The sequence below is a fragment of the Xanthomonas sp. JL1 genome, from assembly GCF_038405005.1.
This window is the reverse complement of sequence record NZ_JBBYGR010000062.1, coordinates 1-12,207: the sequence shown is the minus strand read 5'-3', so window position 1 is coordinate 12,207 and position 12,207 is coordinate 1. Positions and strand designations below refer to the sequence as shown.

At 64.8% G+C, this 12,207-nt stretch carries 11 protein-coding genes and 1 pseudogene; 9 read left to right on the top strand and 3 right to left on the bottom strand.

Annotated features, from left to right (window positions below; translation table 11 throughout):
• The first annotated feature begins 365 nt into the window (after nt 1-365).
• From WJW29_RS14640 to WJW29_RS14625, 4 genes are all read left to right on the top strand, one after another.
• The gene (locus tag WJW29_RS14640) at nt 366-1,685 is read left to right on the top strand and encodes an L-fuconate dehydratase (protein ID WP_011260807.1); all 1,320 of its coding nucleotides are present in this window, start codon (nt 366-368) and stop codon (nt 1,683-1,685) included.
• A gap of 312 nt (nt 1,686-1,997) precedes the next feature.
• On the top strand, nt 1,998-2,471 hold the full coding sequence (locus tag WJW29_RS14635; protein ID WP_011260806.1) for a DUF1456 family protein: 474 nt from the start codon (nt 1,998-2,000) through the stop codon (nt 2,469-2,471).
• Between the two features lie 688 nt (nt 2,472-3,159).
• Nucleotides 3,160-5,661, top strand: coding sequence for an ATP-dependent helicase HrpB (gene hrpB / locus WJW29_RS14630; RefSeq protein ID WP_011409789.1), 2,502 nt, complete (start codon nt 3,160-3,162; stop codon nt 5,659-5,661).
• A gap of 162 nt (nt 5,662-5,823) precedes the next feature.
• Nucleotides 5,824-6,264, top strand: a complete 441-nt coding sequence (locus WJW29_RS14625; protein ID WP_011260804.1) for a hypothetical protein — start codon at nt 5,824-5,826, stop codon at nt 6,262-6,264.
• Between the two features lie 322 nt (nt 6,265-6,586).
• Here WJW29_RS14625 and WJW29_RS14620 read toward each other — a convergent pair whose 3' ends face one another.
• Together WJW29_RS14620 and WJW29_RS14615 are read right to left on the bottom strand one after the other, a co-directional pair.
• A complete protein-coding gene (locus WJW29_RS14620) occupies nt 6,587-7,159 on the bottom strand; it encodes a pseudouridine synthase (protein ID WP_011409787.1) in 573 nt (190 codons plus the stop codon).
• 92 nt (nt 7,160-7,251) lie between these two features.
• A complete protein-coding gene (locus WJW29_RS14615; protein ID WP_011409786.1) occupies nt 7,252-8,106 on the bottom strand; it encodes a class I SAM-dependent methyltransferase in 855 nt (284 codons plus the stop codon).
• A 232-nt stretch (nt 8,107-8,338) separates the two neighbouring features.
• Between WJW29_RS14615 and WJW29_RS14610 the strand changes: the two genes are divergently transcribed.
• The 5 genes and pseudogenes from WJW29_RS14610 to WJW29_RS14590 all read left to right on the top strand — a co-directional run bounded on the left by WJW29_RS14610 (nt 8,339) and on the right by WJW29_RS14590 (nt 11,970).
• The gene (locus tag WJW29_RS14610) at nt 8,339-9,310 is read left to right on the top strand and encodes an aldo/keto reductase (protein ID WP_011260801.1); all 972 of its coding nucleotides are present in this window, start codon (nt 8,339-8,341) and stop codon (nt 9,308-9,310) included.
• A gap of 138 nt (nt 9,311-9,448) precedes the next feature.
• Entirely contained in the window at nt 9,449-10,477 is a 1,029-nt protein-coding gene (locus WJW29_RS14605; protein WP_011260800.1) for an NADP-dependent oxidoreductase, read from the top strand.
• Between the two features lie 61 nt (nt 10,478-10,538).
• Nucleotides 10,539-11,342: pseudogene (gene dkgB, locus WJW29_RS14600) on the top strand (2,5-didehydrogluconate reductase DkgB).
• Between the two features lie 145 nt (nt 11,343-11,487).
• Entirely contained in the window at nt 11,488-11,790 is a 303-nt protein-coding gene (locus WJW29_RS14595) for a hypothetical protein (protein ID WP_011409784.1), read from the top strand.
• 33 nt (nt 11,791-11,823) lie between these two features.
• On the top strand, nt 11,824-11,970 hold the full coding sequence (locus tag WJW29_RS14590) for a hypothetical protein (RefSeq protein WP_012446412.1): 147 nt from the start codon (nt 11,824-11,826) through the stop codon (nt 11,968-11,970).
• Here WJW29_RS14590 and WJW29_RS14585 read toward each other — a convergent pair.
• On the bottom strand, nt 11,957-12,207 hold a 251-nt coding region (locus WJW29_RS14585), incomplete at its 5' end, for a transposase (RefSeq protein ID WP_075241997.1). The two genes, WJW29_RS14590 and WJW29_RS14585, sit on opposite strands and share 14 nt — an antisense overlap.

Here is a 12,207-nt window from a genome sequence, read left to right as displayed (position 1 = left end):
CGCGCCATTGGCGCGGGTGCCTTGAGCGCCCGCGCTGCTGGCGCGGGCCGGGGTGCGGAGCGGGGGTTGGGGTGAGGATACCTAGCCACGGAGTCGCGCAAGTTGTAACGCGTCGATCGCAATACACCGTTGATCGTGCAATCGATTCATTGGGCTGAGTTGCAAGCGCATGAGTCACTGCGGCATCTCTACACATCAGGCGCTACGCGTTCGTACCCTCACCCCAACCGCTCTTCCGGTGGGAGAGGGTCTTAAGCGCACCTCTCCGCTCACGCAGGTCTTCGTCACTTAAGTTCTTCCAGCCACTTCTTTCACCCGTTTGATATCCCGCTTTCCATTTCCCGCCTTCCACCGCCAGGACTTTCATGAGCACCATCGTCGCCCTCGATACCCACGACGTCCGCTTCCCCACCTCGCGCGAGCTGGATGGGTCGGACGCGATGAATCCCGATCCCGATTACTCGGCGGCCTACGTCGTGCTGCGCACCGATGCTGCCGATGACCTGGCCGGTTACGGCCTGGTGTTCACCATCGGCCGCGGCAACGACGTGCAGACCGCAGCGGTGGCGGCGCTGGCCGAGCATGTGCTCGGCCTGCGGGTGGAAGACGTCATCGCCGATCTGGGCGCGTTCGCGCGTCGGCTCACCAACGATTCGCAGCTGCGCTGGCTCGGCCCGGAAAAGGGCGTCATGCACATGGCCATCGGCGCGGTGATCAACGCTGCGTGGGACCTGGCTGCGCGCGCCGCGAACAAGCCGCTGTGGCGCTTCATTGCCGAACTCACGCCCGAGCAGTTGGTCGACACCATCGACTTGCGCTATCTCAGCGACGCGCTCACCCGCGAAGAAGCGCTGGCCATCCTGCGCGATGCGCAACCGCAGCGTGAGCAACGCATCGCGCAGTTGATCGAGCAAGGCTACCCGGCCTACACCACCTCGCCCGGCTGGCTCGGCTACTCGGACGAGAAGCTGGTGCGACTGGCCAAGGAAGCGGTGGCCGACGGCTTCCGCACCATCAAGCTCAAGGTTGGCGCCAACGTGCAGGACGACATCCGCCGTTGCCGCCTGGCGCGCGAAGCCATCGGCCCGGATATCGCGATGGCGGTCGATGCCAATCAGCGCTGGGACGTGGGCCCGGCGATCGACTGGATGCGCCAGCTGGCCGAATTCGACATCGCCTGGATCGAAGAACCCACCAGCCCGGACGATGTGCTCGGCCATGCCGCCATCCGCCAGGGCATCACCCCGGTGCCGGTCTCCACCGGCGAGCACACCCAGAACCGGGTGGTGTTCAAGCAACTGTTGCAGGCCGGCGCGGTGGACCTGATCCAGATCGATGCCGCGCGCGTGGGCGGGGTCAACGAGAACCTTGCCATCCTGCTGCTGGCCGCCAAGTTCAACGTGCGCGTGTTCCCGCATGCCGGCGGCGTGGGCCTGTGCGAACTGGTGCAGCACCTGGCCATGGCCGACTTCGTCGCCATCACCGGCCAGATGGAAGACCGCGCCATCGAATTCGTCGATCATCTGCACCAGCACTTCCTGGACCCGGTGCGCATCCGGCACGGCCGCTACCTGGCGCCGGACGTGCCGGGTTTCTCCGCGGAAATGCATGCCGCCTCGATTGCGGAGTTCAGCTATCCCAACGGACGCTTCTGGGTCGAAGACCTGGCGGCTGCAAAAGCGTAATCCAGCGTCCTACATCCTACAGGGCGCAGATCGCATTCCATGTAGGAGCGGCTTCAGCCGCGACGGGCTGTCCCGATTGCCTGATCGCGACTGGAGCCGTTTTTTTTACCCGGCTAACAGAACGTAGCGCGGCAGCTGAGCGCTGTGCGTGGCCACGCCGCTGCGCAGGCAGCCCGCGGCCATCTGCATGACGGTCTGCGCTTGCACCGCACGCCGGCGCGAGGGACTCGCTGCGCACGGTGTCAGGTCGGTTTCACTCAAGCTCCGTAGAATGGCCGCTTTCCGGCGACAGGCCGGGGCACCGGAACGGTCATGATCCACAACGATGTACTGCGCAGCATCCGCTACATGCTCGACCTCAGCGACGACAAGGTGGTGGACATCACCCACCTGGCCGACCCCGAGTTCGCGCTCGACAAGGCGCAGGTACAGGCCTGGCTGAAAAAGGAAGACGCGCCTGGTTTCGAGCCCTGCACCGATGCGATGCTGGCGCGCTTTCTCGACGGCCTGGTGCTGCGCTTCCGCGGCCGCGACGAGAGCCAACCGGTCCGCCCGCTGGAAACCCGCGTCGGCAACAACCTGGTGTTGAAGAAGCTGCGCGTGGCCTTCGAACTGAAGGACGTCGACATGCACGCCATCTTCGCCAGCGCCGGCTTCCCGCTGTCCAAGCCGGAACTCTCCGCGCTGTTCCGCCAACCCGGCCACAAGAACTTCCGCCCCTGCGGCGACCAACTGCTGCGCGCCTTTCTCAAAGGCCTGACCTCCCGGATGCGCGAAGCCGGTTGAAGCCTGGGTGATCAGATCGACCTGATTCGGCCGGTCTGAGGACACCACGACGCGGCGTCCTGCTGCTTCAACAAACCACCAGCAAACTGTCTGGTGACGTGTGTTCACCCGTCAACAAAGTCACCCGATACATTCTGGCGCAGCGTCCTCGCCCATCGCAGGACCGTTGGCGGCATGGATGCCGCCATCGAGCCTCCAGGGACGGATTTACGGCGTGTCCCGCGAGCGGTGAGGGCGCCGCGCACTCGACCAGTCGTGCTTTGGACTACATCTAGATGAAGCTTTGACTCGAATCCCGGCTGCTTGGAATGTTAAACAGTGCAATAGATCAACTGCAGAGCTTCAGCTCTGCGCATTGGCTGCAGGATGAAAGCGATGCATCAGTTGCATCTGATTCGCCAGCTTTATGTGACTTCATCTAAACGACCGCTGCTAGATCAATCGCGGTGCTGTGGAGTGCACATCCGCTCATCGTAGCGCGTAACGCAAATTCCATGCCGCGAGCGATACGCTCGTGCCATGCACACACGGAGGTGAATTGATGACACTGCACACACAGCCTGCACTGCATCGGCCTGACGCAGGCGTATCGATCCACTGATGGCGGCGATGCGCACCTCACATGGCCCGTGTTGCCACCCCGCCACATCGTCGCCGCAGCGTTGCGCAGCCCGTATCCTTCCCGCGCATGACCGACCTCGTTTTTCCGATATCCCCGTTGTTGCCGCAGATTCGCGACAGTCTCGCCACGCATCCGCGGCTGGTGCTGGAAGCGCCGCCCGGCGCCGGCAAGACCACCCAGGTGCCGTTGGCGCTGCTGGAGGCGCCATGGTTGGCCGGTCGCAAGATCGTGATGCTGGAGCCGCGCCGCGTGGCGGCCCGCAGCGCGGCGCAGTTCATGGCGCGCCAGCTCGGCGAGCCGGTCGGCGAAATGGTGGGCTACCGCATCCGCTTCGAGAACAAGACATCGGCGCGCACCCGCATTGAAGTCGTCACCGAAGGCATCCTGACCCGGCTGATCCAGGACGACCCGATGCTGGACAGCGTCGGCGTGCTGCTGTTCGACGAATTCCACGAACGCCATCTGGCCGGCGACCTCGGCCTGGCGCTGGCACTGGATGTGCAGTCGCAGGTGCGCGAAGACCTGCGCATCGTGGCGATGTCGGCCACGCTCGATGGTGAGCGCCTGGCCGGCTTTCTGGAGGCTCCGCGCCTGAGCAGTGCCGGGCGCAGTTTCCCGGTGGAGATTGCGCATTTCCCCGCGCGCCGCGACGAAGCGCTGGAGCCGCAGACGCGGCGCGCGGTGGAGCACGCCTTGTCCACACATCCCGGCGACGTGCTGGTGTTTCTGCCCGCACACCGCGAAATCACGCGCGTGCACAGCGCACTGCAGGATGTGCTGGACCCGGCGGTGCAAGTGCTGCCGCTGCACGGCGAGCTGTCGGTGGAGGCGCAAAGCCAGGTACTGCAGCCCGACCCGCAAGGCCGCCGACGCGTTGTGCTGGCCACCAATGTGGCCGAATCGTCGGTCACCTTGCCCGGCGTGCGCGTGGTGATCGACAGCGGGCTGGCGCGCGAGCCGCACTACGATCCCAACAGCGGCTTTTCGCGGTTGGACGTCGCCGCCATTGCGCAGGCCTCGGCCGACCAGCGCGCCGGCCGTGCCGGGCGTGTGGCCAGCGGCTGGGCCTACCGGCTGTGGCCGCAATCGCAACGGCTGGAACCACAGCGCCGTGCCGAAATCACGCAAGTGGAACTGGCCGGCCTGGCACTGGAACTGGCGGCCTGGGGCAACAGCGCACTGCGCTTTGTCGATGCGCCGCCCAGTGGCGCACTGGCGGCCGCGCACGCGCTGCTGCAGCGGCTGGGCGCGCTCACCGCAAGCGGCGGCATCACCGCACTCGGCCGGCGCATGCTCGCGCTGGGCACGCACCCGCGCCTGGCCGCGATGCTGGCGCAGGCCGGCGATGCGCCGCGTGTGGCGCTGGCCTGCGACCTGGCCGCGCTGCTGGAAGCGCGCGACCCGCTGCGTCAGGGCGGCGATGGGCTGGCCGCGCGTTGGCGGGCGCTAGCGGCGTTCCGTCACGGCCGCAGCGCCGCCGATGCCAACCGCGGTGGCCTGGCCGCGATCGACAGCGCCGCCAAACAATGGCGCCGCCGGCTGCGCTGCGATAGCGCCCCGCCCTCCAGCGTGGAGGCGCACGCGCTCGGCGAGCTGCTGTCGCACGCCTTCCCGGACCGCATCGCCGCACGCCACCCTGCCGACCCGTTGCGCTACCTGCTCGCCAATGGCCGCAGCGCGCGCCTGTTCGACCACAGCGATCTGCGCGGCGAACCGTGGCTGGTTGCCAGCGAACTGCGCTACGAGGCCAAGGACGCTTTGCTGCTGCGCGCCGCCCCGGTGGACGAAGCCTACTTGCGCCGCAGCCTGCCCGAGCGCTTCGTGCAGCAGGACCTGGTGCAGTGGGATGCAGACAAGCGTGCGTTGGTCGCCCGCCGCCAATCCAGCTTCGACCGCATCGTGCTCGACAGCCGCCCGGCTGGCCGCATCGATCCGGCACACGCCGCCGCCGCGCTGACCGACGCGGTGCGCCAACTCGGCCTGGACGCCCTGCCGTGGACGGACACACTGCAGCAATGGCGCTCCCGCGTGCAGTCGCTGCGCGTGTGGATGCCGGAACTCGCCTTACCCGATCTCTCCGACACCGCGCTGCTGGAGACGCTGGACAGCTGGCTGCGCCCGGCCTTCGCCGGCAAGACCCGCCTGGACGCACTGGACGAAGCCAGCCTGGGCGAAGCGCTCAAGGCCGCATTGCCGTGGGAGCGCCGCCAGGCCATCGACCGCCACGCCCCCACCCGCATCAGCGTGCCATCGGGAATGGAACGGCAGATCAGCTACGCCCTCGACCACACCGGCCAACCGCTGCCGCCAGTGCTGGCGGTCAAACTGCAGGAACTGTTCGGCCTGGCAGAGACCCCACGCATCGCCGACGACCGTATCCTGTTGACCTTGCACCTGCTGTCCCCGGGCGGGCACCCGTTGCAGGTGACCCAGGACCTGAAGAGCTTCTGGGCGAATACGTATCCGGACGTTAAAAAAGAGATGAAGGGACGGTATCCGAGGCATCCGTGGCCAGATGACCCTTGGACCGCTGCAGCAACCCACAGAGCAAAACCACGCGGCACCTGAAACGCACCGACCCGCGGCGGCGGTGAAACAGACCGGTGCTCGACATCCGCTGCGCCGCGGCCTACCTAACCGTAAGCCAAACGGCACCCAGCCCCGCTAACGCCGCCTATACGCATCAGCGCACAGACTGCAGATCACGTACTCAGAAAGGAAACGCCTCCGATGAGCAAGCTGACTGTGATCACTGAACGCGCCCTGGAGCGTGCCCTGGAATTGGCCGGCACTGCAGGCGACCAGTTGCGTCATGCCGCGTCCAATGCGGGCGATCAGGCACGCCACGCCGGCAGCAGCCTGCGTCATTTCGGCCCGAGCGCGAGCGAATGGCTCAAGACCGGCGTCGCACTCGGTGCAGTGCGTAAGGGTGGCAAGGCGGCCAGCAAGCTGGTCAAGCGCAATCCGGCCGTGACGGTTGCCGCGGCGGTCGCAGGCCTGGGCCTGATCGGCTACGCGGTGTACCGCAAGCGTCAGCGCGATCAGCAGGTGCTTGGCGGTAACGTGCATCGCCTGGATCGCGAGCACGCCAGCAATGCCAACGCACGTCGCGCGGCCTACCAGCGTCGCGGTGCGGTGACCCCGAGCGACGCGAGCGACGGCATCGAATAAGCCAACGCTCCAAGCAATCCCCAACGCCATGGTCTTGCGCCGTGGCGTCGTCGTTTCTGACATGCGTGCAATTGGGTGCATTGGTGTCAACGGCTGCTACATCGCTCTACGTGTCGTCCGCATCATGCGATGAAGCGCCGATCAGAATGTTCCGAGCAACCGTCAGCCCTGAGTGGCTCAAACGCAACATGGTGTAGGCACAGAACATTTCCCGGTCACGGGCACCGGCTATCTCGCCGTACAACGCAGCGATCGTTTTTGCTAGCCGCTCAACGCCATAGCGCAGTATCGCGTTGGCCATACAAACGATAGAAGCAACAACTCAGCGCCGACTCCGGCTCGGCGGTGCGCTCGCCGTTTCTTCAACGCGCCACTGCCCGGGCGCAAGCATGTCCAGCCGCCAATCGCCAATGGCTACGCGCACCAGGCGCAAGGTCGGCAAGCCCACCGCTGCAGTCATGCGCCGTACCTGACGGTTGCGGCCCTCGGTGATCCGTAGTTCCAGCCAGGCATCGGGCACGGTCTTGCGTACGCGCACCGGTGGCTCGCGCGGCCACAGCGGCGGTGCCGGATCGAGGCTGCGCACCTGTGCCGTCCGGGTCGGGCCATCGTTGAGCACCACTCCGTCGCGCAAGGCCTGCAGTTGCCCGGCTTGCGGTTCTCCTTCCACCTGCACCCAGTAGGTCTTGGGCTGCTTGTGGCGTGGGTCGGTCACACGATGCGCCAATGCGCCATCGTCGGTCAGCAACAACAAGCCTTCGCTGTCGTGATCCAGACGGCCAGCCGCATACACATCGGGCGGCAGGCCGAACTCGGCCAGCGTGCGCTTGGGCGGCTGCGAGCGGTCGCTGAATTGCGACAGCACGCCGTAGGGTTTGTTCAACAACACCAACATGCCAATCCTGTTGCGCGACGCGCTGCCCAAGCCCCGATGATTTCAGAGATCTGCATGCCGACACGCGCAACGCGCCGGCATGCAGCACTGCCTTAGCGCTTGACGAACTTCAAGGTCATGCGGTCGCTTTCACCGATCGCCTTGTACTTGGCATCGTCGGCCTTGTCATGGCTGTTGCTCGGCGGCAGCGTCCATACACCACCCGGGTAATCCTTGGTGTCGCGCGGGTTGGCGTTGACCTCGCTCTTGCCGACCAGCGTGAAACCGGCGGCTTTGGCCATTGCAATCACCTGTGCCTGGCCAACGTAGCCACTCTTGTCGTCGGCCGGCACATCGGAATTGGCGCGATGTTCGACTACGCCGAGCACGCCGCCGGGCTTAAGCACTTTGTAGAAGCCAGCAAACATCGCCTCGGCATTGCCGGCCATGCGCCAGTTGTGCACGTTGCGGAAGGTCAGCACCAGATCAGCCGAGTTGTCCACACCGAAGGACGGCGACGTCGGCACATACGACACGAACGAAGGTTTGCCATAGACCTCCGGTTTGGCCTGGAATTTCTTTTCTAGGTCATCGCGCGCGCGCTGTGCGTAATCGTGGCTACGGCCTTCGGGCGCCGACGCGGGGTCGACCACTGCCGCCACATACTTGCCCTTCTCGCGCAGATACGGCGCCAGGATTTCCGAATACCAACCACCGCCGGGAGTGATCTCGATAACTGTCTGGGTCGGCTTGATGCCGAAGAACGCCAGCGTCTGGCCGGGGTGACGGTACTGGTCGCGCTGCACGTACACACGGTCGCGCCAGTTGCCGTTGATGGCCACCTGCAACGCGGTATCGGGCGCCGGCAACGTTGCGCTATCGGCAGGCTTCACGGCCATCGCCACAGGGATGCTCATCGCCACCACCACACTCATCACACATGCACAGGCCAGCTTGTTGCGGATCATCGCAGCGCCCTCCTCGGGGAAAAGTAGCGCGAGCCTAACATGTGCTCCGGGGCATGCCGTGTGCCCGCAGCTGGGCGGCACAGGGCGCGTTGTGGCGCGCGCCATCGGCGACATGTTCAGATCCTGTGAGCTGCCGAGGACGATCGGCGGAACGCTGAATCCACACAGATGTCACACGCAACATCGGTACGCGTGACTATCCTGTGCGTCGTTCGAATCAGGAGCATCCACGATGTCCCACCCACGCTCACTCGGCCGCTCCGGCCTGCAGGTTCAACCGATCGTCTTCGGCGGCAATGTCTTCGGCTGGAGCGCCGATGAGGCGACCTCGTTCGCACTGCTCGATGCGTTCGTGGATGCCGGTTTCAATCTGATCGATACGGCCGATGCGTATTCCGGTTGGGTACCCGGCAATCGCGGTGGCGAATCGGAAACCATCATCGGTCGTTGGCTTGCACGCAGTGGCAAGCGCGACAAAGTGCTGATCGCCACCAAGGTAGCCAAGTGGAGCGAGCACCCCGGTCTGTCGCCGGACAACATCGCTGCGGCGGTGGAAGGTTCGCTGACGCGTCTGCAGACCGATGTGATCGATCTGTACCAGGCGCATGAAGATGACGAATCGATTCCGCTGGAAGCCACGCTGGCCGCATTCGGCCGGTTGATCGAACAAGGCAAGGTGCGTGCGATTGGCGCGTCCAACTACAGTGCCGCACGCCTGCGCGATGCGCTGGATATTTCCGAGCAATACACGCTGCCACGCTACGAAAGCCTGCAACCGCAATACAATCTGTACGATCGCGCCGGTTACGAAGCAGAACTCGAACCGCTGGTGCGCGAGCGCGCGCTTGGCGTCATCAGTTACTACTCGCTGGCGAGCGGGTTTCTCACCGGCAAGTATCGCAGCGCCGACGATGCCGGCAAGAGCAGCGCACGTGGTGCGTCGGTGGTCAAGCAATACGTCAACCCGCGCGGCCTGCGTATCCTGCAGGCGCTGGACGATCTGGCCGTGACGCATAAGGCCACTCCCGCGCAAATCGCGCTGGCCTGGTTGATCGCACGCCCCGGCTTGACCGCGCCGATTGTCAGCGCCACCAGCGTGACCCAGTTGCACGAGGTACTGGCGGCTGCACGCGTGGCGTTGAGTCCCGATCAAATTGCCCAGCTCGACAGCGCCAGCGCGCCGGAGCCATCGGCAGCGGCGTGATGCAATCGCTAGGCTGTCGTTCGCATTGTCAGCCAGGCATGTGTCCTAGACGCCTTTTACACCCCTCCCTCGCCCAGCCGCTCTGGCGGCTGGGCGTACCCGACCGTGCATGCGCGGCCTCTTTGCGAGGAATTCCCCATGACATCCCTTACCAACCGCCGCATCGTGCTGGCCTCGCGCCCGCAGGGTGAACCCAGCGCCGACAACTTCCGTATCGAAGACATCGCCGTCCCGCCGACCGGCCACGATCAGATCCTGGTACGCAATCGCTTCCTGTCGCTGGACCCGTACATGCGCGGACGCATGGACGACGGCCCGTCCTATGTCGCGCCGGTGGCCATCGACGCCCTCATGGAAGGCGGCACCGTTGGCGAAGTGATCGAATCCAATCACGCCGACTATCACCCTGGCGATCTGCTGGTACTGCCTGGTGGCTGGCAGACGCATAGCCTGCTGACCCCGAAAACACCATTACGCAAGTTGCCACAGGACGACGGTCTGCCGCCAAGCACCGCACTGGGCGTCTATGGCATGCCCGGCTTCACCGCGTATGCAGGCCTGCATGAAATCGGCAAGCCACAATCCGGCGAAACGCTGGTAGTGGCTGCGGCCAGCGGCCCGGTCGGCGCCACGGTGGCGCAGCTGGCACGCCTGCAAGGTCTGCGCGTGGTGGCCATTGCCGGTGGCGAAGAAAAAGTGCGTTACCTGCGCGACACGCTGCGCGTGGATGTGGCACTGGATCACCGCGCAGACGATTTTGCAGAGCAGCTGCGCGCCGCAACGCCGGACGGCATCGATATCTATTTCGAAAACGTCGGCGGCAAGGTGTTCGATGCGGTGTTGCCGCAGCTCAACGACTTCGCACGCATCCCGGTGTGCGGCGTGATCGCCACCTACAACAGCCGTGGGCAAGTGCTGCCTGGCCCGGACCGTCTGCCCGAGTTCATAGGCCAGCTGTTGCGCAAGCGCCTCACCGTGCGTGGCTTCATCCAGCACGATGTCATCCGCCTGATGCCTGCGTTTCTGCGCGAAATGGGCCAGTGGCTGCGCGAGGACAAGATCCAATACCGCGAGCACGTCCTGCACGGCCTGGACAGCGCCCCGCAGGGCCTGGTCGATGTCTTGCGTGGTAAAAACTTCGGAAAGGCCGTCGTCGCCCTCGACTAACCACATGCACTGCGCTCCGCGCACCGCCGCTCCTGCGATTCCCCATTCCCAAAGGAACACAATGACTGTCCCCACATTCGGCCTCGGCACCTTTCGCCTTAAAGACCAGGTTGTCATCGACTCAGTGCGTAACGCACTGGAAGTGGGCTATCGCGCAGTCGATACCGCGCAGATCTACGACAACCAAGCGCAGGTCGGCGAAGCGATCGCAGCTTCCGGCATTGTGCGCGATCAGCTGTACCTGACCACCAAGATCTGGGTCGACAAGTTCGGCGACGGTGCCTTGCTGCCGAGCCTGCAGGAAAGCCTACGCAAACTCGGCACCGCGTATGTGGATCTGACATTGATCCATTGGCCATCGCCGAACGATCAGGTGCCGATGCGTGAGTATCTGGAAGCGTTGGCGCAGGCCAAACAACAGGGCATGACCCGCGCGATCGGCGTGTCCAACTTCACCATCGCCCTGACCAAGCAGGCGATCGGGATCCTGGGCGCCGACGCCATCGCCACCAACCAGATCGAAGTGCATCCGTATCTGCAGAATCGCGCCTTGACCGACTTCCTGCGCGAACAAGGCATCCATGTCACTTCGTACATGACGTTGGCGGTGGGCGAAGTGCTCAAGTATCCAGTGATCCAGGCGATCGCTGCGCGTCATGCCGCCACCCCGGCCCAGGTCGCCCTGGCTTGGGCATTGCAGCAGGGCCATTCGGTCATCCCCTCTTCGACCAAGCGAGAGAATCTGGAGAGCAACCTCAAGGCGCAGACGCTGCAGCTGAGCTAGCAGGACATGGGCGAGATCGCCGCACTCGACCGTGGGCACCGCCTGGCCAACCCCAAGGCGATCGCGCCCGACTGGGACTGAGGTCTTGGTTTTGCCATGCGCCGGCATCGCTCGGTGCGTGGCAGCGGCCGCGGCGACGACCGCTCGTCGTCGCGCGCTGGTTGCATGCGCCGGCCGCTGCTACGGTGCCCGCACAGGGGGTAGTCTCGATTCCGGATTCCTACCCATGCACAGCGCATCCGTCTTGACCCGCCGCCACGTCAATCTCGACGCGGAGATCGCCTATTGGCGCGACGTCCACGCCGAAGGACATCTGGGTGGCTACGCCTTCGCCGATTACGCCCGGCTGCTGACCCTCGGCTACGACATCTACCTGGCCTATCCACGCGCAACCGAAGCACAGCTGTATCGTGTGCTGCAGGAAAGCTACTACCAATGCCTGCCGATGCTGTGGGTGCCCTGGGATCAGGCGCGCTGGATCGTGCGGCATGCTTGGCTGCATCTGGAAGATGCGGCTGTTCGGCACTGAGCCGCGCGCAAAGAGCTCGCCGAACGATCAACGTTGACCTTGCTGATCAAGCCGTGGGCCATGCGCGCGGTTCGCTGGTGCGTAGGCACCGAAGCGCAGGCGGTCGCTCATGCGCGCTGCTGGGGGCTGGGAGACGGCAACAACCGCGAACCGACTCAGAACCTGTTCACGATCTCCTGAGCAGCAGTGCTAGGAACGCCAGGTGGATGAACTGCAAGCTGGTATTGAGCCTTCGCTCGCAGTTCTTCCATAGCCTCCGGTTCTTCTCCAGCCAGGCAAAGCTGCGTTCGACACTCCAGCGCTTGGGCATGACCTTGAAGGTATGCAGCTCGCTGCGCTTGGCAATCTGTACGGTGACATGCTTGCCCAGAATGTCCTGTACGCCCTCGGCGAAGGGATCTCCGGTGTAGCCGCTGT

Bases quoted from the DNA above. Each gene is read 5' to 3' on its own strand.
- hrpB (WP_011409789.1), top strand. From the start codon at position 3,160: ATGACCGACCTCGTTTTTCCGATATCCCCGTTGTTGCCGCAGATTCGC.
- WJW29_RS14615 (WP_011409786.1), bottom strand. From the start codon at position 8,106: ATGATCCGCAACAAGCTGGCCTGTGCATGTGTGATGAGTGTGGTGGTG.
- WJW29_RS14640 (WP_011260807.1), top strand. From the start codon at position 366: ATGAGCACCATCGTCGCCCTCGATACCCACGACGTCCGCTTCCCCACC.
- WJW29_RS14595 (WP_011409784.1), top strand. From the start codon at position 11,488: ATGCACAGCGCATCCGTCTTGACCCGCCGCCACGTCAATCTCGACGCG.
- WJW29_RS14625 (WP_011260804.1), top strand. From the start codon at position 5,824: ATGAGCAAGCTGACTGTGATCACTGAACGCGCCCTGGAGCGTGCCCTG.
- WJW29_RS14635 (WP_011260806.1), top strand. From the start codon at position 1,998: ATGATCCACAACGATGTACTGCGCAGCATCCGCTACATGCTCGACCTC.
- WJW29_RS14610 (WP_011260801.1), top strand. From the start codon at position 8,339: ATGTCCCACCCACGCTCACTCGGCCGCTCCGGCCTGCAGGTTCAACCG.
- WJW29_RS14605 (WP_011260800.1), top strand. From the start codon at position 9,449: ATGACATCCCTTACCAACCGCCGCATCGTGCTGGCCTCGCGCCCGCAG.
- WJW29_RS14620 (WP_011409787.1), bottom strand. From the start codon at position 7,159: ATGTTGGTGTTGTTGAACAAACCCTACGGCGTGCTGTCGCAATTCAGC.